Source organism: Methyloprofundus sp. (assembly GCF_965251085.1).
GTDB lineage: Bacteria > Pseudomonadota > Gammaproteobacteria > Methylococcales > Methylomonadaceae > Methyloprofundus.
Window position 1 is genome coordinate 3219859 of the sequence record NZ_OZ252594.1, and the last position, 21651, is coordinate 3241509.

Consider the following 21651-nt stretch of genomic DNA (forward strand, 5'->3'; position numbering starts at 1 on the left):
GAGAAAACCAGAGCCAGATTACAAATTTCTAGCTTTTCTTACAATAACACCTACAGAACTGGGGTGTAATCCAAAGTGCTCACCAATTTCTCTCTGGCTGTATGCACCTGTATTGTACGCCGTCACAATCGCAACATTTCTATCGACATATTGCGCTTCTATTTGTAATAAAGACAGTGCTATTGGTCGTTTTTGTTTCTTTGGAATGCTCCAGTCACTTCTGCTATTTTCGATCTTATTTTGCATTTTAGAGACAAAGCTATCATCACCAAGATATATTTGCCCCTTTAAACCAGACCAGATATCAAGTTTCTGCCCGACACCCTCTAAAACAAAACGTTGATAATTCTCTCTTGCACGTTTTTTGGTTCTACCAAACTGAGATAAAACCCAGTCTGAAGTTAACCATTCTTGAACTTTAGTATGCCCAATAAAGGCTAGATAATTGCTCCATGGCCAGTCTTCTATATTGCGAATCAACCCTTTCACTCTAACCGGATTAAGCACAACATAACGCGCAAGTTCAAGAAAATATTGATCTTTATCAACAAGTATCGCCTTGTAACGCCCCTGAAAAAGGTGCCCAGTTCGTGAGTGACGCCGGTTTGATGCTTGAGTATACACACCATTAAGTTGACGCATGCCTTGTGAAAGGTTGCCATCTAAAGTCTCAATAATTAAATGGTAATGGTTATCCATCAAGCAATAGCTATGGCAAAGCCAGTTGTAATCAGATACAACTTTAGCTAATGTTTCCAGAAAGACGGTTCGATCTGTGTCATCATCATAAATGTTTTCACGCCGATCACCACGGGAAGTAATGTGATACAGCGCATTTGGAAACTCGATTCTTAGGGGTCTTGCCATGGGAAGAATTATATATGAATAGCAGCGAATTCGCAATTCGGGACCTGACCCCTTCGTTACGGGGTCTACGAATTGCGAATTCAGAATAGTTTCTTTATAGTATAGTCTTCTATCACCAAGACTATGAAGCTTTCTTAACGTTTCAAACTTCAGCCCAGTAAGATGAAGCTAATCGAGTAAAACGAATTGCTATTACGTATTTAAAAACTGATCAGTCGTAATATCAGCCTGCCTGAGAATCGCTTTTAATGTCCCCTCTGGCATATCCCCTGGATGGTTGGGAATCGTTGTATATTTGTTCGTTGTCGGGTTAAACCAGATTTCATGAGACCCAGCCGCCTGACGGTCAAATTCAAACCCCAGTTTCTTGAGTTTTTTGATAATTTGGCGATATTGAAATCCTGCAAGCCTACCCATCAGGTACCCAAAATCAACGGATAATCAAATGAATCTTTGACGGTTAGCAGTTTGCTTTGCTGGTGTCGTTCAGCTTGCGCCCCCAGCAATTTCTTGGCAACATCACGGGCAATCTCTACCGTTTCAGTAATGGTTCGGCCTTGGGCGATAAGGCCAGGAATATCATCGCAAGTGGCGAGATAAACGCCTTCTGGTAACTTCTCAATATGTAGATTAGCAATCTGTTCCATAGTTCTCTCCTGTCATTAATTAGCGTTAGCTTTTTGTTTTAGTTGCTCAGCTTCAACAAAGGTATCAATTAACTGTGTAATTTGTTGTCGTGGTTTAGGGCTGAGCTTTTCAATCTGCCGAATTCGGCGTTCCAGTCGACTACTAACAGGCATACTTTCAATAGGTTTAATTCCGAGCAAAAACCACGAGGTCAGGTCCCGAATTGAAAACCACGGGGTCAGGTCCCGAATTGCAAATTCAGAATAGTTTCTTTATAGCAAAAAACATGGGGTCTTTGATTTATGATTACAGGACTTAAAAGTGAAGATTTCTGAATTTCAAAGTATAATATTTTTGTAAAAAAATCATACCAAGAAAAGACCCCAATATTTTTGTATTTTTGGAGATAAACTGGAATAGTAGTAGCACGGTAGGTTGGGGTGATGCCAGAAACCCCAGCGCTTTTACCCCTCATCCCAAGGTTTATTCTGCATACCTGATAAATCCCGGCTCCCATGAATCACAGCCACGATATAAATGAGATCGGTCTGGCGTAAATAAATAATCCGGTACCCCTGAAAGATCAATTCTCTAACATCATCTCTTTGTTCGGCTTCGGGTACTTCTCGACCTATATCTGGAAAAGTTTCCAGGTTTTTAACCACCTCAAAAATTCGTTCGATAAATTGTCGTGCATAAAAACTAGAGTCTTTGGCAATATAATCTTGAATGCCTTCCATATCTTCCAGTGCGGGTTCTGTCCATCTAACCCGCATTGCCTAACAACCGTCTCTTTGCATCTTCATGAGAAACAGTGCGGCCATCCTCAACCGCTTTAAGCCCTTTCTCAATCTTCTGTTTAACGTAAAACTCATACATGATGTCATCCCAGGTGGCCTGGTCTGATACCTGATTAATAATCTGTTTTGCTGCCTGTTTTGCTGTTTGCATAGAAATTCTCCTTTAAGATACTTTTTGGACTAATCGTCTAGCTTCATGTTTAAGTAAAATGCCTTCAACTAATTCTTGAATAACAAATTTTTCCTCAGAATCTAGCCGAGAAACACCCTCCATTAATAATACAAGACTATCATCGGGTTGACGTTCATTTTCCTCAAAAATCAGCTGATCAGTTGCAACAGAAAGTGTTACGGCCAGCTTTTTAATCACGTCCAAAGTGGGTTGAGAACTGTCGTTCTCATAACGATACACTTGTGTTTTGGTAATACCGATAAAACCAGCTAATGCTTCTTGAGTTAACCCACGTTGTTAACGCAAAGCGGGAAAACCACGGGGTCACAAAACCACGGGGTCAGGTCCCGAATTGCGAATTCAGAATAGTTTCTTTATAGTATAGTCTTCTATCACCAAGACTATGAAGCTTTCTTAACGTTTCAAACTTCAGCCCAGTAAGATGAAGCTAATCGAGTAAAACGAATTGCAATTACGTATTTAAAAACTGATCAGTCATAATATCAGCCTGCCTGAGAATCGCTTTTAATGTCCCCTCTGGCATATCCCCTGGATGGCTGGGAATCGTTGTATATTTGTTCGTTATCGGGTTAAACCAGATTTCATGAGACCCAGGCCGCCTGACGGTCAAATTCAAACCCCAGTTCCTTGAGTTTTTTGATAATTTGGCGATATTTAAATCCTGCAAGCCTACCCATCAGGTACCCAAAATCAACGGATAATCAAATGAATCTTTGACGGTTAGCAGTTTGCTTTGCTGGTGTCGTTCAGCTTGCGCCCCCAGCAATTTCTTGGCAACATCACGGGCAATCTCTACCGTTTCAGTAATGGTTCGGCCTTGGGCGATAAGGCCAGGAATATCATCGCAAGTGGCGAGATAAACGCCTTCTGGTAACTTCTCAATATGTAGATTAGCAATCTGTTCCATAGTTCTCTCCTGTCATTAATTAGCACGAGCGTGGGGGTCAGGTCCCGAATTGCGAATTCAGGTTATTTTAATACAAAGAAAGCCCATTAAGTATAGTCTTCTATCATCAAGGCTATGAAGCTTTTTTAATATCCGCTTGAGAAACTCCGTACCCCACTGATGTTATTTAGGCTAACACCTCTGAGACCCAAAAAACACAGACTATAAGCCCATACTTATATTTTCCAGATCATGCTTGCCATACGCCCTGTCTGGCCATCGCGCCGATAGGAATAAAACCGGTCTTTATCGGTGACAGTACAATATTGACCACCATAAATTTGTTGTACACCTGCCTTGGCGAGTATTATCCTTGCTATCTGATAAATATCTGCTAAATATTTGCCTTGGGAATGATCTTTAAAGGCACTGGCAAACTGTGTCGATTTACTGACAAAGACATTGCGTACATCATTACCCACGACAAAACTTTGCGCGCCAATAGCAGGCCCCAGCCATGCCATTAGCCCAACACTAGGAATTTTATCAAGGGTATTTTCAATAATGCCATTTAATAAGCCGCGCCAGCCACCGTGTATGGCAGCAATCATTGTTCCTTGCGCGTCACACACTAAGATTGGCAGACAATCCGCCGTGAGCACAGTACAAACGACATTCCTTTTAGCCGTGTAACTGGCATCCGCTGCTACCATGTCTGTCACTAGATCTGCGCAAACTGCTTGAACGCTATGTGTTTGCTGTAGCCAGACGGGATCAGCAGGTAACGCAAGCATATTTTTGATACGTAGCCGATTCTCGAAAACATGCTGCAACTTATCATTGACATGGACAGCTGGGTTTAAACTGCTAAATTCCCCCTGGCTCACTCCACCTGTTCTTAAGCTGGTCGCCGCATGAATATTTGCCGGCGCAGGCCAATCAGGAGTGATCCAGTGTGTCATTTGCTCTTAAGGTTGCTAATAATTCTTGCATATCATCAGGTACCGGCAACTGCCATTCGCAATATTCGCCAGTTCGCGGGTGGATTAACCCCAGTTTTTCAGCATGCAAAGCCTGGCGCTTAAAGCTACGTAATATTTTTTCTAATTCCGCGCCACAATCCTTCGGCATTTGAAATCGACCACTGTACATAGGATCACCCACCAGAGGCAGGCGCAAATGTGCCATATGAACCCTGATTTGATGGGTGCGTCCGGTTTCCAGTTTGACCTGAATTAAGGTATTGCGTAAAAATCGTTCGAGTACGCGGTAATGCGTAACTGCGGGTTTGCCACTATCTCTGACTGCAAATTTTTTACGATCGGTGGGGTGCCTGCCTATCGGTTCATCTAGTGTTCCGCCTCCGGTCATACGGCCTATGGTAATGGCCAGGTATTCGCGATGAATTGTTCTGGCCTGTAATTGTTCAACCAAGCTGTGATGCGCTGCCAGGGTTTTGGCGACCATCAATAAGCCACTAGTATCCTTATCTATGCGGTGTACAATCCCTGAGCGAGGAATCGTGACCGCATCAGGCAAATGAAATAACAAAGCATTCTGTAAGGTCCCGTTCCAGTTTCCTGCGCCGGGATGCACCACGAAGCCAGCAGGCTTATTAACAATTAATATATCATCATCTTCATAAATAATATCCAGCGGAATATCTTCAGCCAGGTATTCTGTCACTTCTTCAGCTTCAGCATCCAGTATCAGCTCTTCACCGCCAACCAGACGATCTTTTGCTTTTAACTGCTCCGCATTGACTGTAACGCGCCCGGCTTTTACCCAGGTCTGTAATTTATTTCTTGAATAATCCGGGAAAATTTCTACCAAAATCTGGTCTAATCGCTTACCTGCCAATTCAAAAGGTACTTCGGCTGTTAATAGTGCCATATATTTTTTCTTTCCTAATTTTGTACTTATCTACAACAATTTCTTTTACAATAAACCTAGAAAAATCAGTTGGGCGCGGAATTATAGCGCAAGACATTGAATTCATATAATACTTTCAAAAAAGCTTAGATTCACCCGTAGGTTAATCGGGCATTTTTTGGAAGTGCGGTGGAATCAAGAGCGTGTACTAGAAACCGTGAGCAACTGACTTTTCTAGGATAAAGCTTTATCTTTTACAAAAAGCATACCGATCAATCTTACAACGTGTCGTTGCAACTATGCCATCATTTTCCCATAAATTAGCATTCATCCTTTGTTTATCTCTGTTCATACAGGCCTGTAGTTTTTTCTCTAATGAAACAAAGGGAGATGAACATGCGGGCTGGACGGTAGACCAATTTGTGACCGCAAGCAAGGAAGAGCTAGAAAATGAAAATTATAAAAAAGCGATAGTATTGTTAGAGCAGCTTGATTCACGCTACCCATTTGGTGCTCATTCTGCGCAAACTCAGCTCGATCTAACTTATGCCTATTATAAAAACGGAGATGCGGAAGCGGCTTTAGCCTCGGCAGACCGTTTTATTAAAACCCATCCGCGCCACCCGGATGTTGATTATGCCTACTATTTAAAAGCGCTGATTAATTTTAATCGTGAATTGGGGTTCATTGATCGTTTTATTCCTTCGGATGCAACCCAGCGTGATACCTTATTTACCCAGACTTCTTATTTAAACTTCGAAGAACTGTTACGCCGCTTTCCAAACAGTAAATATGCACCCGACGTAAGACAGCGTATGACTTACTTAAAAAATGCGCTGGCCCGACATGAACTTCACGTTGCACGCTTCTATATGGACCGCGAAGCCTTTGTAGCAGCGGCAAACCGTACTAACTATATTTTACAGCATTATCAGGGTACACCGGCAGTTCCCTATGCTCTGGAAATTCAAATAAAAGCATATAAAGTTTTAGGCCTAAATGGACTGGCGGATGAAAGCAAAGAAATTTATGACTATAACTACCCTGAAGGCCCACTCTACCCTGAAGCGGACCCCAGCGATGTTGTTGTGGTACCTTTTATCTGGAGTATATTTGCTTTCGATAGATAAGCGTGATTTTAATTTTTTACACTGGCAAATTGAGCGCATTTTTTTGTAAAAAGTATCAATTTATTTATTCCTGAGTGCAGAAACTCAACCTTCATTTATTTCGCTTATTATGTATTTTCGTCAAATTTTCTTAATTTCCTGTCTTAGCGCAATCGCTGCTAGTATAGGCTTTAGCCTGTATCAGTGGTTTCTAGTTAACCCCATTATCTTTGCAGCCGAACTTTATGAACTTGCTGAGCCCTTAGCAGCAAATGAAATACAACAGGCAGAGCCCTGGGCACCGGAGGACGGCATTGAGCGAGGTCTGTACACTTTATTAGCCAATTTCTTAATGAGTCTGGCTTACAGCCTCTTACTTGTCTGCGGCATGGTTTTTCGTGGTTCCAGTTCAATGTTAAAAGGGCTCGCCTGGGGTATGGCTGCTTATTTAAGCGTCTTTCTTGCACCTGCGCTAGGTTTGCCCCCAGAAATTCCCGGTATGCAAGCTGCTGATTTAGCTCAACGCCAGAACTGGTGGTTGTTAACTGTTTGTTTAACGGCAATAGGCCTGGCTGTATTAGCCTTTAGCCCTCGATACTATAAAGGGGCTGGATTGATCCTAATATTATTGCCACAGCTAATTGGCGCGCCTGTCGCTGAAATCCATGGATTTAGTCATCCGGATCCTGACGCTGTGATTATGCTTACAAAGCTATGGCATCAATTCATCCTGCAAACCAGTATCGCAAACGCTTTATTATGGTTTATAATCGGCACCAGTACAGGTTTTTTATCTCATAAATTTATTGATGCTGTGCCACCCTTACCAGCTAACAAATTAACCAAGGCTTAATATGAATGTCAATAACTCTGCGTCCCTGGAACATAGTGTTTCAGTTTCTGCCTCTAAAAATCTGCAAATCTTTGCAGCAGCAGCTTTAGGGCTTATTATTTTATTTGGTGTGGGCTTTGCGCCCATGGATATTGCACACAATGCGGCTCATGACACCCGCCATAGTGTTGCCTTTCCTTGTCATTAGACAATGTAGAGCAGACTTCAGACTGTGAAAGTATATTTTGTTGGGTAGAGGTACAAAACCTAATAATCGAGGCCATGAAAGCTACTTGCCTGGCGGAGGCTGTAAGCCCACTTTAAACTACGGCTCCCGCCTTTATGGCGTATTATTAAAATACTCTCACAGCCTCTATTAGTCAGCTACGCTTGCTTAGGCACCTGGAAATAAATAGATTCAGAGGCTAGCCATATAAAGTCGGAATAGGCTGACGTTTATGTTGCGTTTGCTGAAATGTGCGGATAATTAATTGGCTCACTTTTTCCACAACCGGCTTACCTTCCAGAAAGTCATCTAGCTGGTCATAACTTAGACCCAGCGCATGTTCATCCGTTTTACCCGGTGCTAAATCTTCCAAATCCGCAGTAGGTGCTTTAGTTATTAATAGTTCAGGCGCTCCCAGAGTTTTAGCAAGCTGCCTAACCTGACGTTTATTCAAGCCAAAAAGCGGAGCCAGATCACAGGCGCCATCACCCCATTTAGTAAAAAAACCGGTGATATTCTCTGCCGAATGGTCGGTACCAATAACCAGAGCACCCAATAAACCAGCCATTTGATATTGTGCAATCATGCGAGTGCGGGCTTTAACATTACCTTTGCTAAAATCCAGCTGAGCGGATGATGCTGGCTGCTCTCCCAGGCCTTCAAGGGCGCGGCACGTTTCTGCATGAATAGCATCCACCCCGGTTTGCACATTAAACGCAATACTTTTCCCGGGCTGAATAAAGCTAATCGCCAACTGCGCATCACTTTCATCTGCCTGAACATTATATGGCAGTCGCACGGCTATAAATTGATACTCGCGGCTATTTTCTTGTTGGTTAAGCTGCTCAACAGCAAGCTGTGCCAGACGACCACAGGCTGATGAGTCGATACCACCGCTGATACCGAGTAATAGTTTTTTTAAACCCGAGCTTTTAAGCTGGCGTTTTATAAAATCGATCCGCCGCTGGATTTCAAATTCAGGCTCAATAACCGGAAGCACTTTCATTTCTTCAATAATATCTTGTTGGTTCATAGATTGTTTAAACAGCCCAGGGTATTTTATATTTAGATGACAGTGTGATTGCTGAATGCAAATTTGTCATTAATTGTATCTAAATTGGCCAGCATAAGTGGTAAAATATTTTCAAAGTGTTTAGATTTATTATTTTACAAGCCAGATTTATATATGAGTGCAGAAAATCAAATATTAATAGAAGTTTTTCCCAGGTATATCCCCGACCAATCAAAGCCTAGCGCGCACAAATATGCCTTTGCATATACCATCAAAATCACCAATACCGGAACCATCCCTGCAAAATTACTCAGTCGCCACTGGTTAATCACGGATGCGAATGGCAAGATTGAAGAGGTGCGTGGCGAAGGTGTTATCGGTAAAACGCCCTATCTTAAACCCGGTGAAGCATTTACTTACACTAGTGGTGCGCTGATCGAAACATCAGTTGGGGTAATGCAAGGCGAGTACACCATGCGCTCAGATTCAGGAGAAAATTTTGATGCACAGGTTCCTCAATTTACCTTATCTATACCGAGAACATTGCACTAATGCAACAGCCATGAAATATAACTATTAACTATCTGTCTCTATGATGCCTACCAGAGTAAGGAGCGAGGATTTAATAATATCCGCAAGTATGACGCAGGGTTTTGGCATCACAGGCGTGCTAGGAAAACAGGCACAGTGAGGCTACGAAACTGTTTTTCTAGTGCGACTGTGGCGTCAAAAGACAAGTCAGACTCGGGTATTATTGAATTCCCGCTTCTAAGTCTTATAAGATTTAATATTATGGCTGCCTACTGGGGGCTGTATTAGCCATGGCTATCTACGCGATTGGTGATATTCAGGGTTGTTATGATGATTTACTGCGCTTATTGAAAAAGATAGATTTTAATAAAAAATCCGATCAGCTCTGGTTTGTTGGCGACTTAGTAAATCGCGGCCCGAAATCCTTAGAAACTCTACGGTTTATTAAATCATTGGGGAAATCAGCCATTTGCGTACTGGGAAACCATGACCTGCATCTATTGGCAGTTGCTTATAAACATTCGCCGATACGTACAAAAGACACGCTAAAGCCGATATTGAATGCCAAAGATAAAGACGAATTATTGCATTGGCTAAGGCACCGTCCATTATTTCATTACAATGATGATTTTTGTCTGCTACATGCAGGCTTACCACCACAATGGGATTTTTCCACGGCAAAAAAAATGGCTGCTAAAGTGGAACATGAGTTACGTGGCGATCACTATGAAAAATTTTTCAAGCATATGTATGGTAATGAGCCAGATCGGTGGAGCGAAAAATTAAAAGGCTATGAGCTATTACGATTTACCGTGAACTGCTTTACTCGCATGCGTTTATGTGATGACAAAGGCACGATTGACTTTAAATATAATGGCAAACCAGGCTCTCAACCAAAACACTTAAGCCCATGGTTTGATCTGCCAAACAGAAAAAATGCACATTTGAAAATTATATTTGGTCACTGGTCTGCACTAGGGTATCACCACTCGAATAACTGTTACGGCATAGACACTGGCTGTCTATGGGGTGGGCAACTCACTGCCTTAAAGCTAGGTACAAAAATGCACAGAATCAGCATTGATTGTAAAGGCTATCGAGACCCTCAAAAATAATTTTCACCTGTCTATACTTCGCGCGGTCAAGGGTGCGGATTTCTAGCGGCTGAGTTTTTGCCGATAGCTACGTTGCTGAAACCGTTACGTAGCTAGCTATGCGCTAGTTTCAGCGCTTTGCTATCGACAAAAATCAGCTCACTATACAACCACACCCGTGACCACGCGAAGTATACCAAGTTCAAATGCCTAAATCTCCTGCTATTATTTCCTGCGCCTTACATGATTATATTGAAATCGCCTGCTTGTATAATTATCAGATCAGGCTGCTATTAAAAAATCAGCAAACGATCGAAGGCAAAGCGGTAGATACTCTTATCTCAGCTGATAAACGCGAATACTTACTGCTAGAGTGTGAACGGCAAATAAAAATCGAACTCATTGAAATTAAACAATTACAAGTATTGACGCCTCAGGCAAAATTTCAATCTGTTTCTTTTTGACCAGCAGAAAATACTTCAGTCAAAGCACAGGCCCTGCTTTCCTGATAGAATAGCACGGTTTATACATGCCATATCAAGGCCTTAATACTTAAAATCAATACCAGAGAAAAACATGTTTTGTTACCATTGCCAGGAAGCTAAAAAAAATATTGCCTGTGATACGGCAGGGATTTGTGGGAAAAAAGCGGATGTTTCTAGCTTACATGATTTATTAACTTACACCTTAAAAGGGCTATGCTTCTACGCAGTAAAAGCACAAGAATCAGGGATAACTGAAACCAATATTGATAAGTTTGTCGCACGTGCACTCTATTCAATGGTGACTAATGTTAATTTCGATGCAGCAGTATTTGTGCAATTAATTGCTGAAACGGTACAGCGCCGTGAGCACTTAAAAAGATCACTATCAGAAATTGAAACGGTCACTATCAGCGATGAGCCGGAAGAAGCTCAATGGTACTACGAGAAAATTGACCAAGCTGCTTTCGTAAAAAAAGGCGAAACAGTGGGTGTTAATTCAGCGGGCGAACTATCCGGTGAAGCTGCGGATTTACATGCTGCACGGGAAATTCTGATCTACGCTGCAAAAGGCTTGGGCGCACTTTTAGAGCACCTTCAGATGCTAGGCGTTTTTGAACTTGAGCACTATGTCTTTATGCATGAAGCAGTGGCTTTTACTTTGCAGCAGGAGCAAAGCCTGGAAGATGTGCTAGCCATGAACTTTCAATGTGGTGAACAGGCCATATTGATTATGGCTCGACTGGAACGTATCAATTTAGAAAAATTTGGCCAGCCATCACCGACTACCGTACATCTAGACACTTGGGATAACCCCGGCATTATAGTATCCGGACATGATTTCCAGGATTTACAGGATTTATTAGAACAAAGCGCAGGCTCGGGCGTTGATATATACACCCACGGTGAAATGCTTGCCGCTCACAGTTACCCTGCTTTTCAAAAGTATTTTAATCTGGTGGGAAATTATGGCGGTGCCTGGCAGGATCAGAAAACACAGTTTGGCAAGTTTCAGGGGCCTGTACTGGTAACCAGCAACAGCCTGCAACAACCTAAAAAAGGCTACATTGAAATTGCTTATACTTCAGGCATGGTGGGCTGGCCAGATGTGACACATATAGAAAAACGCAGAACCGATGAAACTAAGGATTTTTCTGCGATTATTGAGCGAGCAAAACAATGTCAGCCACCTTTAGCTCTAACAGAAGGCACCGTCACCATTGGTTATGGCCGGGAAACACTGCTTGCCTTAAGCGATAAGATTATACAGTCTATTAAATCAGGTGATATTAAACGCATTATCGTGATAATAGGCGGAGATGGGCGACACAAAGAGCGTCGCTATTATACGGGCTTAGTTGAAGCCTTGCCTGCAGACACTCTAGTTTTAACAGCAGGCGATACTAAATACAGGTTTCATCAACTGGATTTAGGTGAAATCAACGGCATACCACGACTGTTAGACGCGGGACAAACACAGGATTTCTATGCCGTCATCGCATTTTTGAGGCATTTACAAAAAACCATGCAGTTAGAGCATATAAATGATTTACCTGTCTCGTTTAACATCGCCTGGTTTGAGCAGCAAACGATATTAATGATATTGGCTTTATTCGCCCTAGGCATTAAAAACCTGCGTATAGGCCCAACCTTACCGCCATTTTTTAGCCCGGGGATTTTAGAGAAATTAACCGCCGAGCTTGCAGTTAAAGGAATTGATACTGCTGAGAACGATATCGCGGCAATGCTACAAGGCGAGTAATTTACGGCACAACTCCACCACACTAAGCTTGAATATTATTTCGGCACAACGACTGCTGATACTTTAAATGATAATGGAAATTTTAATTGAACGCTTAATATATGCAAGTCGCTGGTTGTTGGCACCAATCTATTTAGGAATGAGCGTTGCTTTGATGGCTTTAGCCGTTAAATTCTTTCAAGAGCTGTATCATTTTATCCCTGCCATTTTAGCGATGGAAGATACTCAGTTAATTCTGAAATTGCTCACCTTTATTGATTTAACCCTGGTGGGTAGCCTGACTATTATCGTCATGTTTAGCGGGTATGATAATTTTGTTTCTCGCCTGGATATTGCTGAAGGGACGGAAAAGCTTTCCTGGCTAGGTACACACGATTACGGCTCGCTAAAAATGAAAGTGGCCTCATCCATCGTAGCCATTTCCTCGATACATTTATTAAAAGTTTTTATGAATGTAGAACACATAGCAAATGATAAATTACTCTGGTATATGCTGATGCATATCACCTTTGTACTTTCCGCATTTCTTATGGGTTATTTAGAGACAATTAAAGCAAAGCAGTGAATAAATTATTACTCCTAAGTACTTCCGCCTGTCATTTATGCGAACAAGCGGAAGAGTTATTGCAGCAGATTGATATTGCCTATCAAAAAATTGATATAGCCGAGCAGGAGCAATGGCAAGAACGTTATGCGATTAAAATTCCAGTGTTATTAAATACCCATGAACAACGAGAACTATGCTGGCCTTTTAGTATTGATGATATTCAGGCTTTTGTAAAAATAGCATCGTAGAGCCGACTTTAGTCCGCAACTACAAACCCTACTCCTGACTAGCGGACTAAAGTCCGCTCTACATACCTTGAAGATATGAATTCTAATTACCGAATAGAAAAAGATAGCATGGGCGAGCTACAAGTGCCTGCTGATGCCTTATATGGAGCGCAGACCCAGCGTGCTATTAACAATTTCCCTATTAGTGGACTGGCTCTACCGCCAGCTTTTATTAAGACAGTGGCTTTAATTAAGCAAACGGCGGCTAAAGTTAATATCCAGCTAGGAGTATTGGATACGGCAAGAGGTGAGGCTATTATTCAGGCCGCTGAACAGATTATTCAAGGCGAACATAGAGAACAATTTCCCATCGATATATTTCAGACGGGATCTGGCACCAGTACCAACATGAATGTTAATGAAGTATTGGCACATCTTGCTACTGAAATCAGCCCAGAAGCAGTCGGTGCAAACGATCATGTAAATATGGGGCAAAGCAGTAATGACGTGATTCCTACTGCGATTCATATTAGTACAGCGATAGAGTGTCAGCGGCAATTATTGCCCGCTTTAGAGCATTTAGCTAGCACGATCGAAACCAAAGCCCGTGCTTGTAAAGATTACACCAAAACCGGGCGTACGCACTTAATGGATGCCATGCCGATGACACTGGAACAGGAACTCGGCGCGTGGGCTTTACAAATTCGTAATGGCATTGCACGAGTGAATAGTGCTTTACCTAGAGTACAAAAGCTGGCACAGGGCGGTACTGCCGTTGGCACAGGTATTAATGCACATCCTGAATTTGCACAGAAATTTTCCAGTACCATAAGTGAGGTTACGGGCATTGCATTCAGTCCCAATGACTCGTTTTTTGAAAGCCTAAGCTGTCAGGACGCAATGGTTGAATTATCCGGACAATTAAAAACAATTGCCGTGAGTTTAATGAAAATAGCCAATGATTTGCGCTGGATGAATAGCGGGCCTCTAGCAGGCCTGGGTGAAATTGAATTAACCGCTTTGCAACCCGGCAGCAGTATTATGCCAGGCAAAGTTAATCCGGTCATTCCAGAAGCAACCGCGATGGTCGCCGCACAGGTAATAGGCAATGATGCTACGATTACCGTAGCGGGTCAGTCAGGCTCATTTCAGTTAAATGTCATGCTACCCGTGATTGCCTATAATATATTGCAAAGCATCGAGATTATCAGTCAGGTCAGTTATGCGCTCGCGGATAAAGCGATTGCCGACTTCAGCGTACGAGCAGAGAATTTACAAGAGGCACTGGCAAGAAACCCCATACTGGTCACTGCATTAAATCCGATAATCGGCTATGCAAAAGCAGCTGAAGTGGCTAAGTCTGCCTATAAACAAGAACGACCTATTATTGATGTTGCCGAAGAAATGACTGATATTCCCCGCGCCGAACTAGAGAAAATACTGGAGCCTAAGCATCTGGCTGCCGGTGGTGTAAATGAATAAAATTTAATAGCGTAGGACTGACTTCAGTCTGCTCTACCCGTTTGATAGGATATTACCTTGACACAGTTTAAACCCAAGCTGATAGTTTTCGACCTGGATGGTACTTTAGTCGTCTCAGCACCTGATATATAATACCGTATGGCTATAGAGGTAAATACAGTTGCGCCGAATTAGAGGCAGATTACCAGATAGAAAATATTGCGCATTTAGGCGAGCAGTATTGCTAACCCATTGAACATGGAAATCACTCTGGTCAGACATGGCAAGCCCAATATTCCTGCAACGGCTAAGATACATGCCCATGAATTGTATCGATGGATAGACGCCTATAATCTTGCCAATCTGGATACTCGTCACGAACCTCCTGAACAGCTGATTACCCTAGTTCAACAATGCAATACTATAGTCTGTAGTGATTTACGTCGTTCGCTTCACTCTGCTGAACTACTCGGCGTAAAAAACATTAACCGTATAGATGCAATATTTCGTGAAGTTGAATTACCATACGCCACCATGCGATCGCCTAAATTATCCCCAGCAACCTGGTCGGTAATATTTAGAATTCTCTGGTTTATGGGCTATGCAGAAAATAGTGAACCTAAAGACACGGCAAGGCAGAAAGCAACTAATGCAGCCAATATATTACATGAACTGGCCTTGCGAAATGACAGCGTTGTTTTAATTGGCCATAGCATATTTAATAATTTTATAGCCAGGCAACTGCAAATTAAAGGTTGGCGGGGTTGCAGCAGTATTTTTTCTAAACACTGGGAAATTAGTAAATTTGAGTATATGAAATGATCAACATAGAAAAATCGGTTGAGCGCGAATTGATAGTGCAAGGCATTGAATTAATATAACGCTTTCAAAGAATTTCCTGATTACGTACAACTCTCAGCCATAAAAGAATAAAACATTAAAAACAGTATATTAAAAACTCGTCATTCCCGAAGTTTTTTATCGGGAATCTATGTTTAACCTTCGAGATCCCTGCTAAAAGCATGATCAAGGTAGAACAGCCAGTTACCCAACTATCCCCTCACAGATCCAATGTCATTCGTTTAAGAAACACTCCTATTCGGTTAAGAATCAGATAAACTTCAACCCAACCCACATTCTTATGTTAAAAAATCAAGCGCTATTTCTCCGCGTATTCCATTGCTGTGCTGACTGTTTCGATTCTCTTGCGTAATGACGCCCCTTCCTTTTCTTGTGATAGTAACGTGAAATTGAACAAACCAACTCAGTCATCACCTGATTGATGTAAATACTGGGTGCATACAAAATCTCCTCAAGATGTCGGGCTACGGTCGTTAATGTATTTTTAAAGTTCACCTGAATGGTTTGCTCTGCCTCTGATTCTTCATCGACAGGAAGATTCAGCAAACTCGCCAGTAAATGCTCAGAGGCACTCGCGCAGAGTCGACTCATGGTGATCAACACAAAGTGAGCGTACAGTTCTTGTTTGACCGTGCGCTCACTGCGCCCATGAAAATCATCAACCTCAATCAGGTTTTTACTCACTTTATAAAGCTCCTCAATGCCCCAGCGATCATGATAGACCGATTTCAACGCATCAATGGTGTATTGCTTATCCATTAGCGTGGTGCCAATACAGTAACTCGTGCCATCAATGACATATTTGATGAGACGTATCTTTAGCGGTACAAAGATCATCTGAGGAAATTCTTTTTTGATCTCTCTCTGGCGCGCTTTTGTTGGCATCAGGGTAATGATCTCATCCGTTTTATCACTGTCGATAAATTCATCAATCGCTTTTCCTGCGTGTCTCTTCATTCTAAAAACAGGGTGTACGCCCGCTTGAATGTGCTGGGATAAAGAGGCGTAAGAAAAATAACCGCGATCATAGACGCAAACGTCATTTGGCTCTAGTGTTTGTAAATGCGCCAAAGCACACTTGCGTTCATTGCCATGACTGACCAGATCAAAATCATAGGGGATTTTTGATTTAAGTTGATAGCAGCAACTGAGCAGGCCTTGTGGGTAATGGCTGTTTTGTTGTGGTGTGGCATAACCTGCTTTGATTAATTCTCGGGGCAGATTGATCTTGCTACCATCCACTCCAAACAGGCGATGTCCCAACCAGCGTTCTGATGTTTTCTCAGGACAGGCCTGGATAATGCGCTGGTTCAACTCGATAAAAATGGATTCATTCAGTTTTTTACGTGCCTCGGTAAAGGATGAGGCTGAAATGGCTTGTTTTTGGGGCAAGGGAAACTTCATCCGATGGCAATTGTGCCAGAATTCGGTAATGGTGGTGCCATAGCTCTGTGTGTTTTTTGAAAAAACCAGGCGAAAAATAAGAAAAACCAGTAATAATGAGTCTATCACCCGTTTGCGTTTTTGCCAGGTGGCATCGTAGGCAAGAGCCACCTCAGAGATGATATTGACAACCTTGCCCCATAAGTTTAAAAAGTCGTCATCAATGATCGATTTTTTTTGGCTGACAGGTTCATTTTTCAATACGGCTCTAAAGTGTGGATTAAGCGGAAAAACAAACAACTTCTTAATGGTGCCCTCTTTATTATCCGTCGCCTTTTGCCAGTCTTTGCCACTGGTTTCGCCGATATGTGACCAATTAGCAGCGAGATAACAGGTGCCGTGGTATTGCGTGGTGTCCACAAAGGTTTCAATCAAGACGGGGCGGTAAGCGTGCGTTTTATCCCAATCATCTGCAATTTGACGAGTCACGATAGATAAGGCGTGACTGGCTAAATTTTTGACTTTGACCCAGGGTAAAATCAAAAAACGGGTGTTATTAATGATCAGGTTTAAGCGTTGTTCCCTATCTTTCGTTTGCCAGCCAATCCAGTGATCACGGTCAGCCAGGTGCCAGACAGAGGCTGAAAACTGCAGGCAACCCAGGATTTGTCGTGTCGGTGTATTGGAGATGATAAAGTATTTTAAGGCCGCACCGATAGGATGACGATAACCCAGGTAATGATGCCGATCAACGAGCTCCTTCCAAAGCGCGACATCCGCCTTATCTGTGACAACCTCTAATTCTATAGGCCCCAAGGAACTGAGCTCACATTCAATAGGTACACCAGGAACCGATTGTGATGTCCAGATGATCGGTTTTGATTCGCGTTTCTTTTGAACGCGTTTTACCGGTAAGCTGATATAGCCCAATTTTTCCAGCTTAGCTAAGGCGCTTAGGCAGGCATTAATTTTATTGCGTTTTTTTGCCGTGACCCAGTGCAAATGTTCGCATAGCGTTTCGGCAAGTTCGGTCAGGCTTAAGTTGGGGAACGTGTTAACGGTTTGCTGAACGTAGGCGAGTTCTTTTTTAGAAAAATAACGAGCAGAAAGTGTAAGGGGTTGGGTAATAGCTGTTGTCATTATGTTGCCTGCCTGCAAAAATTAAATTATCCATGCTTATGTTGGCAGATTAGATGGATATAGTCAAGGCAAAAAGTAACTGAGGAAAGTGTTGCTTAAGCTTATGAGTTTTAATCACTTTATTTTTTTTTGTTATTTTTGTATTTAAGTGAATGACATTGCCTACGATCCCGGACGGTCGGTTTTCCCGAGTCCGGTTCTGACCTTGATTAATACCTTCAGTCGCCTTCCCAAAGAGCATGAAGCTTAAGTGTTGACTCACATACACCCCTCTGCTCCTTAATTTACTTCCAAGGTTACCTCTAATATGTTCCTCGACCTTACATTGTCCGAGTACTCAAGAGGCTATCAAGCGCCCAGAGTCCCTTTGCATGTTCAAGGCGTTACCTTTCACACCGAGGCATCCAGCACCCCGTCAGCAGGAGTTACCCTGCCTTCATCGCTCATACGAACTCATGCGACAATCCTAAATCCTCCTTATGCCTACGGAATTAACCTTGAACATAAGGTCTTTGCAGGTTGCTGCCAACCCCTGCTGGAAGTAGGATCTTCCCAACGTTATCTCTACAAACCTTTCTCTGCGTGCAAGGACCCCTACCCCGGCTGCTCTCATGGTGCATTTACCCGTTTCTTCCCACAAGACAACGGCCTTCCCAGCGCTATGAACTGGTCGGCGCTTGGCAATAACCCACACTGCAACTTCTGTGTGGCGTAGTTTTCGAGGCTGCAGTCATTCTCTAATGTTCCAGCCCGCAGATTTGCTCGCCCCCCAAATTGCTCCTACCGCAGAATTTCTCAACTCCAGGCAGTCAGGGCTTTTACTTCCCCGCATATTTCAGTCTGTTACCTCGCTGAACAGGGGATATACTAACCGTCCGTTATCGGGCAACTGACGGTGAAAGGACTTTCACCCTCCAAGATTTACAGCCTTGTCGGCCGCTCCCATAGCTAGCTACGTAACTATTTCTACAACGCAGAAGACGGACAAAAAAACCAGCAAGGTGGGTGGGTTATTTATTGCGCGTTGCCTTAACTTTATGGCCTATTTAAGCGGCACCCAGCTGCTATAAAATATATGATTCATCTTTTGCATAATCATGGCTACAAACTTAACAAAAAAACTCATGACAAAATGACATTTACTCGGTCTTACAATATCTACAAACAAACAATATCGGGGCTCATCAGTTTCATTTAATGACTGGTGTTGTAATGTATCGTCAAAAATAAACATTTTACTTTCGCACCAGTGATTTTCTACATCGCGTACCTTGATATAAGTGTCCTGACTTTTAATATCATTAATATTATAAAGCACTCTTAAAGTGGTTCTTAATGGGCCAAAATGCTCATCCGTCGATTCTTTTTTATTAAAAACAGAAACGCCTATCGTTCTGATATATTTATAGTCTTGATGAAACGCAGGCACCGTATAAAAATTATCTATATTCTTGCCATACCATTTAAAAAAAATCATACTGCGCCTGATTTTCTCTGCACGACTAGCCAGCTCATCGACCACTTTTTCTGCTTTAACGACTTCCAGTAATTCATTAATTTCCTGCTGGCAATCCTCTGGCAAGTCTTGAAGTTGGTAAATTTTCTTGTTGATATACGGTAATGTAACGATATCCATCAATATATTAAACGGAGATAAAGCCCAAGTCGGCACACCATTACCAAAAAAGTATCGATACAAGATGCGCCCGTCTAGATTGCCATTACGACTCACATCATAGAGTCCACAGACAGCATAAAACAACATGACCCCTGGCAGAAAATAGCTTAAGGAAATTAAAAATACAAACCAGATTACCGATTGAACTAAAAACTTCTGTCTTCTCTTTGCTTCGAACTCATTGCTACCCATCGATTACCTCTTATTAATTAAGCCTACAGAACATTGACTAAAAAATCCCTATATATTATAGGTGTATTACCCGCAAAGCGCATTATTCTTATCACGTTTCTACACAAGATAGTTTGTACATTATGCAAGCACAGCGTAAAATCAACAAGATTTTTAATATAAAACTACCTGACCTTCTGAGATAGTTTATTGTTTTATCATCAATAATCTGATTTTAGAAAAATCATGGCATGAGAAACTTTTTATGACAGCAAAACAGACCACGACCAGCAAAGAACCTGAAAAAATGCCGGGTGCACTGCCACTCATTGGAAATATGCTCAAATTTGGTAAAAATCCATACGAGTATATGAGCCAGCTAAGAAACAAACTTGGGGAAATTGGGGAGTTTCGCCTATTTCACCAGCAAATGATTCTACTGACTGGCCCAGAAGGTAATGAAGCATTCTTTCGTGCTCCCGATGATCAGCTAGACCAAAATGAAGCCTATAAGGTCATGACTCCCATTTTTGGCAAAGGGGTTGTTTTTGACGCACCACCGCATATCAAAGATCAGCAACTCAAAATGCTGATGCCGGTATTGCGCGACAAACCGATGCGCACCTATTCAAAAATAATAGTTCAGGAAGTTGAAGAAGCCATCAAAGACTGGGGCGATACGGGCGAAGTTGATTTGCTGGAGTTTATGAAGCAACTGACTATCTATACCTCTAGTCATTGTTTATTAGGCGATGAATTTCGTTATGAATTGAATGAAGAGTTTGCCCATCTTTATCATGACTTGGAAAACGGCATGCACCCGCTGGCCTTTATTTTTCCGTACCTGCCGATTCCTATTTTACGCCGTCGTGATAAAGCACGCGTCCGTTTGCAAGAACTGGTCACTGAAATCATCGAAAAACGCGCCAAAAAAGAAGAAAAAAGTGATGATGCCTTCCAGATGCTGATTGAAACACGTTATGATGATGGCACGCCTCTCTCTCCCCATGAAATTACCGGCTTACTGATTGGCACCTTATTCGCCGGACACCATACCACAGCAGGAACAGCCGCCTGGATTACATTAGAACTGGCTCGCAACCCTAAAGAAATGGACAGAGTACTGGAAGAGTTTGATACTTTATATGGTCATGATGGCGAAGTCACCTTCCAGTCTTTACGAGAAATTCCATTTTTTGAGCGCGTTATTAAAGAGGTATTACGCCTGCACCCACCGCTCATTATGCTGATTCGTAAAGTCGCTAAAGATCTGCACTTTAAAGACTATGTGATTAAAGCGGGTAAATACGTCTGCGTATCTCCCCGGGTTTCACACCGCATTCCTGAAATCTTCCCTGATCCAGAAAAATTTGACCCTGACCGCTTTACAAAGGAACGCCAGGAAGATGCACAGCCCTTTAGCTGGGTTGCATTCGGTGGTGGTCGTCATAAATGTAGTGGCAATGCCTTTGCTCTGTTACAGCTGAAAGCGATTTATGCGATTCTTTTACGCCGCTATAAATTCGAATTAGTAGACCCACCTGAAAGTTATCAGGACGATTACAAGCAAATGGTGGTGCAACCTAGCTCACCCTGCATGGTACGCTATACTAAACGTGGCACAATCGAACAAGCCGCCGCAACAAGTACAGAAAGCGATACTGAGACAATCAGCAGGCCAAACTGTTTTAAAATTGAAGTTGATTATGATTTATGTCAGGGACATGCCAACTGCATGGCCGAAGCACCCGAAATTTTCCAGGTCGATGACAAAGGCATGCTAACAGTATTACAAGAAGCACCGGACAACAGCTTACTTAAAAAAGCACAGGCTGCTGCGCAATACTGCCCTACAAGTGCAATAAAAATTAAACAGGATTAAGGAATCAA

The 21651-nt window shown here is 42.4% G+C and carries 25 protein-coding genes and 1 pseudogene; 12 read left to right on the top strand and 14 right to left on the bottom strand.

Annotated elements, in window-relative coordinates:
- Window positions 1-18: 18 nt before the first annotated feature.
- From ACQY3F_RS14925 to rluD, 11 genes and pseudogenes are all read right to left on the bottom strand, one after another.
- Complete coding sequence (locus tag ACQY3F_RS14925) at window positions 19-867, bottom strand: transposase (RefSeq protein WP_428355720.1); 849 nt, start codon at window positions 865-867, stop codon at window positions 19-21.
- Between the two features lie 192 nt (window positions 868-1059).
- Window positions 1060-1284: a type II toxin-antitoxin system HicA family toxin gene (locus ACQY3F_RS14930; protein WP_428355721.1), complete on the bottom strand. Its 225-nt coding sequence runs from the start codon at window positions 1282-1284 to the stop codon at window positions 1060-1062.
- Entirely contained in the window at window positions 1284-1514 is a 231-nt protein-coding gene (locus ACQY3F_RS14935; RefSeq protein ID WP_428355722.1) for a type II toxin-antitoxin system HicB family antitoxin, read from the bottom strand. Before ACQY3F_RS14935 ends, ACQY3F_RS14930 begins: the two co-directional genes overlap by 1 nt.
- A gap of 15 nt (window positions 1515-1529) precedes the next feature.
- Window positions 1530-1667 (bottom strand): hypothetical protein, encoded by a 138-nt coding sequence (locus ACQY3F_RS14940; protein WP_428355723.1) that lies wholly within the window; start codon window positions 1665-1667, stop codon window positions 1530-1532.
- A 291-nt stretch (window positions 1668-1958) separates the two neighbouring features.
- Window positions 1959-2270, bottom strand: a complete 312-nt coding sequence (locus ACQY3F_RS14945) for a type II toxin-antitoxin system RelE/ParE family toxin (RefSeq protein ID WP_428355725.1) — start codon at window positions 2268-2270, stop codon at window positions 1959-1961.
- Window positions 2260-2445 (bottom strand): hypothetical protein, encoded by a 186-nt coding sequence (locus tag ACQY3F_RS14950; protein WP_428355727.1) that lies wholly within the window; start codon window positions 2443-2445, stop codon window positions 2260-2262. Before ACQY3F_RS14950 ends, ACQY3F_RS14945 begins: the two co-directional genes overlap by 11 nt.
- Before the next feature lie 12 nt (window positions 2446-2457).
- Window positions 2458-2751 (bottom strand): annotated as a pseudogene (locus tag ACQY3F_RS14955) (helix-turn-helix domain-containing protein); the annotation flags it as partial.
- Between the two features lie 187 nt (window positions 2752-2938).
- Window positions 2939-3154 carry a type II toxin-antitoxin system HicA family toxin gene (locus ACQY3F_RS14960; protein ID WP_428355728.1) on the bottom strand — a complete coding sequence of 72 codons (216 nt, stop codon included), beginning with the start codon at window positions 3152-3154 and terminating at the stop codon, window positions 2939-2941.
- A 9-nt stretch (window positions 3155-3163) separates the two neighbouring features.
- Window positions 3164-3394: a type II toxin-antitoxin system HicB family antitoxin gene (locus ACQY3F_RS14965; protein WP_428355722.1), complete on the bottom strand. Its 231-nt coding sequence runs from the start codon at window positions 3392-3394 to the stop codon at window positions 3164-3166.
- Window positions 3395-3609: 215 nt separating this feature from the next.
- Window positions 3610-4335, bottom strand: a complete 726-nt coding sequence (gene pgeF / locus ACQY3F_RS14970; protein ID WP_428355729.1) for a peptidoglycan editing factor PgeF — start codon at window positions 4333-4335, stop codon at window positions 3610-3612.
- Entirely contained in the window at window positions 4313-5266 is a 954-nt protein-coding gene (gene rluD / locus ACQY3F_RS14975) for a 23S rRNA pseudouridine(1911/1915/1917) synthase RluD (RefSeq protein WP_428355730.1), read from the bottom strand. The genes pgeF and rluD overlap by 23 nt, the downstream gene beginning before the upstream one ends.
- A gap of 278 nt (window positions 5267-5544) precedes the next feature.
- Here rluD and ACQY3F_RS14980 point away from each other — a divergent pair, with 278 nt between their 5' ends.
- From ACQY3F_RS14980 to ACQY3F_RS14990, 3 genes are all read left to right on the top strand, one after another.
- On the top strand, window positions 5545-6375 hold the full coding sequence (locus ACQY3F_RS14980; RefSeq protein WP_428355731.1) for an outer membrane protein assembly factor BamD: 831 nt from the start codon (window positions 5545-5547) through the stop codon (window positions 6373-6375).
- 109 nt (window positions 6376-6484) lie between these two features.
- Window positions 6485-7207 carry a CbtA family protein gene (locus ACQY3F_RS14985; protein WP_428355732.1) on the top strand — a complete coding sequence of 241 codons (723 nt, stop codon included), beginning with the start codon at window positions 6485-6487 and terminating at the stop codon, window positions 7205-7207.
- A gap of 1 nt (window position 7208) precedes the next feature.
- Window positions 7209-7394: a CbtB domain-containing protein gene (locus tag ACQY3F_RS14990; protein ID WP_428355734.1), complete on the top strand. Its 186-nt coding sequence runs from the start codon at window positions 7209-7211 to the stop codon at window positions 7392-7394.
- A gap of 217 nt (window positions 7395-7611) precedes the next feature.
- Here ACQY3F_RS14990 and nadE read toward each other — a convergent pair whose 3' ends face one another.
- Window positions 7612-8445, bottom strand: a complete 834-nt coding sequence (gene nadE, locus ACQY3F_RS14995; protein WP_428355736.1) for an ammonia-dependent NAD(+) synthetase — start codon at window positions 8443-8445, stop codon at window positions 7612-7614.
- A gap of 153 nt (window positions 8446-8598) precedes the next feature.
- Here nadE and apaG point away from each other — a divergent pair, with 153 nt between their 5' ends.
- From apaG to ACQY3F_RS15035, 8 genes are all read left to right on the top strand, one after another.
- Window positions 8599-8976, top strand: a complete 378-nt coding sequence (apaG, locus tag ACQY3F_RS15000) for a Co2+/Mg2+ efflux protein ApaG (RefSeq protein WP_428357701.1) — start codon at window positions 8599-8601, stop codon at window positions 8974-8976.
- Window positions 8977-9245: 269 nt separating this feature from the next.
- Window positions 9246-10070, top strand: a complete 825-nt coding sequence (locus ACQY3F_RS15005) for a symmetrical bis(5'-nucleosyl)-tetraphosphatase (protein WP_428355737.1) — start codon at window positions 9246-9248, stop codon at window positions 10068-10070.
- A gap of 185 nt (window positions 10071-10255) precedes the next feature.
- Window positions 10256-10513: a Rho-binding antiterminator gene (locus ACQY3F_RS15010; RefSeq protein WP_428355739.1), complete on the top strand. Its 258-nt coding sequence runs from the start codon at window positions 10256-10258 to the stop codon at window positions 10511-10513.
- Between the two features lie 112 nt (window positions 10514-10625).
- Window positions 10626-12293, top strand: a complete 1668-nt coding sequence (gene hcp / locus ACQY3F_RS15015) for a hydroxylamine reductase (RefSeq protein WP_428355740.1) — start codon at window positions 10626-10628, stop codon at window positions 12291-12293.
- Between the two features lie 67 nt (window positions 12294-12360).
- Window positions 12361-12858, top strand: coding sequence for a TIGR00645 family protein (locus ACQY3F_RS15020; protein ID WP_428355741.1), 498 nt, complete (start codon window positions 12361-12363; stop codon window positions 12856-12858).
- Window positions 12855-13088: a glutaredoxin family protein gene (locus ACQY3F_RS15025; protein WP_428355742.1), complete on the top strand. Its 234-nt coding sequence runs from the start codon at window positions 12855-12857 to the stop codon at window positions 13086-13088. Before ACQY3F_RS15020 ends, ACQY3F_RS15025 begins: the two co-directional genes overlap by 4 nt.
- A 75-nt stretch (window positions 13089-13163) precedes the next feature.
- Window positions 13164-14549 carry a class II fumarate hydratase gene (locus tag ACQY3F_RS15030; protein ID WP_428355743.1) on the top strand — a complete coding sequence of 462 codons (1386 nt, stop codon included), beginning with the start codon at window positions 13164-13166 and terminating at the stop codon, window positions 14547-14549.
- A 231-nt stretch (window positions 14550-14780) separates the two neighbouring features.
- Window positions 14781-15350, top strand: a complete 570-nt coding sequence (locus tag ACQY3F_RS15035) for a hypothetical protein (protein ID WP_428355744.1) — start codon at window positions 14781-14783, stop codon at window positions 15348-15350.
- Window positions 15351-15680: 330 nt separating this feature from the next.
- Here the strand turns inward: ACQY3F_RS15035 and ACQY3F_RS15040 are convergent, their stop codons facing one another.
- Together ACQY3F_RS15040 and ACQY3F_RS15045 are read right to left on the bottom strand one after the other, a co-directional pair.
- Window positions 15681-17912: an IS4 family transposase gene (locus ACQY3F_RS15040; RefSeq protein ID WP_428355746.1), complete on the bottom strand. Its 2232-nt coding sequence runs from the start codon at window positions 17910-17912 to the stop codon at window positions 15681-15683.
- Between the two features lie 1042 nt (window positions 17913-18954).
- Window positions 18955-19782: an aspartyl/asparaginyl beta-hydroxylase domain-containing protein gene (locus tag ACQY3F_RS15045; RefSeq protein WP_428355748.1), complete on the bottom strand. Its 828-nt coding sequence runs from the start codon at window positions 19780-19782 to the stop codon at window positions 18955-18957.
- Window positions 19783-20026: 244 nt separating this feature from the next.
- On the opposite strand from ACQY3F_RS15045, the gene ACQY3F_RS15050 reads away from it, so the two are divergent.
- Window positions 20027-21643 carry a cytochrome P450 gene (locus tag ACQY3F_RS15050; RefSeq protein ID WP_428355749.1) on the top strand — a complete coding sequence of 539 codons (1617 nt, stop codon included), beginning with the start codon at window positions 20027-20029 and terminating at the stop codon, window positions 21641-21643.
- The last annotated feature ends 8 nt before the right edge of the window (window positions 21644-21651 follow it).

Coding starts and splice junctions, on each gene's coding strand:
- ACQY3F_RS14925 (WP_428355720.1), bottom strand. CDS start 867: ATGGCAAGACCCCTAAGAATCGAGTTTCCAAATGCGCTGTATCACATT.
- ACQY3F_RS14930 (WP_428355721.1), bottom strand. CDS start 1,284: ATGGGTAGGCTTGCAGGATTTCAATATCGCCAAATTATCAAAAAACTC.
- ACQY3F_RS14935 (WP_428355722.1), bottom strand. CDS start 1,514: ATGGAACAGATTGCTAATCTACATATTGAGAAGTTACCAGAAGGCGTT.
- ACQY3F_RS14940 (WP_428355723.1), bottom strand. CDS start 1,667: ATGCCTGTTAGTAGTCGACTGGAACGCCGAATTCGGCAGATTGAAAAG.
- ACQY3F_RS14945 (WP_428355725.1), bottom strand. CDS start 2,270: ATGCGGGTTAGATGGACAGAACCCGCACTGGAAGATATGGAAGGCATT.
- ACQY3F_RS14950 (WP_428355727.1), bottom strand. CDS start 2,445: ATGCAAACAGCAAAACAGGCAGCAAAACAGATTATTAATCAGGTATCA.
- ACQY3F_RS14965 (WP_428355722.1), bottom strand. CDS start 3,394: ATGGAACAGATTGCTAATCTACATATTGAGAAGTTACCAGAAGGCGTT.
- pgeF (WP_428355729.1), bottom strand. CDS start 4,335: ATGACACACTGGATCACTCCTGATTGGCCTGCGCCGGCAAATATTCAT.
- rluD (WP_428355730.1), bottom strand. CDS start 5,266: ATGGCACTATTAACAGCCGAAGTACCTTTTGAATTGGCAGGTAAGCGA.
- ACQY3F_RS14980 (WP_428355731.1), top strand. CDS start 5,545: ATGCCATCATTTTCCCATAAATTAGCATTCATCCTTTGTTTATCTCTG.
- ACQY3F_RS14985 (WP_428355732.1), top strand. CDS start 6,485: ATGTATTTTCGTCAAATTTTCTTAATTTCCTGTCTTAGCGCAATCGCT.
- ACQY3F_RS14990 (WP_428355734.1), top strand. CDS start 7,209: ATGAATGTCAATAACTCTGCGTCCCTGGAACATAGTGTTTCAGTTTCT.
- nadE (WP_428355736.1), bottom strand. CDS start 8,445: ATGAACCAACAAGATATTATTGAAGAAATGAAAGTGCTTCCGGTTATT.
- apaG (WP_428357701.1), top strand. CDS start 8,599: ATGAGTGCAGAAAATCAAATATTAATAGAAGTTTTTCCCAGGTATATC.
- ACQY3F_RS15005 (WP_428355737.1), top strand. CDS start 9,246: ATGGCTATCTACGCGATTGGTGATATTCAGGGTTGTTATGATGATTTA.
- ACQY3F_RS15010 (WP_428355739.1), top strand. CDS start 10,256: ATGCCTAAATCTCCTGCTATTATTTCCTGCGCCTTACATGATTATATT.
- hcp (WP_428355740.1), top strand. CDS start 10,626: ATGTTTTGTTACCATTGCCAGGAAGCTAAAAAAAATATTGCCTGTGAT.
- ACQY3F_RS15020 (WP_428355741.1), top strand. CDS start 12,361: ATGATAATGGAAATTTTAATTGAACGCTTAATATATGCAAGTCGCTGG.
- ACQY3F_RS15030 (WP_428355743.1), top strand. CDS start 13,164: ATGAATTCTAATTACCGAATAGAAAAAGATAGCATGGGCGAGCTACAA.
- ACQY3F_RS15040 (WP_428355746.1), bottom strand. CDS start 17,912: ATGACAACAGCTATTACCCAACCCCTTACACTTTCTGCTCGTTATTTT.
- ACQY3F_RS15045 (WP_428355748.1), bottom strand. CDS start 19,782: ATGGGTAGCAATGAGTTCGAAGCAAAGAGAAGACAGAAGTTTTTAGTT.
- ACQY3F_RS15050 (WP_428355749.1), top strand. CDS start 20,027: ATGACAGCAAAACAGACCACGACCAGCAAAGAACCTGAAAAAATGCCG.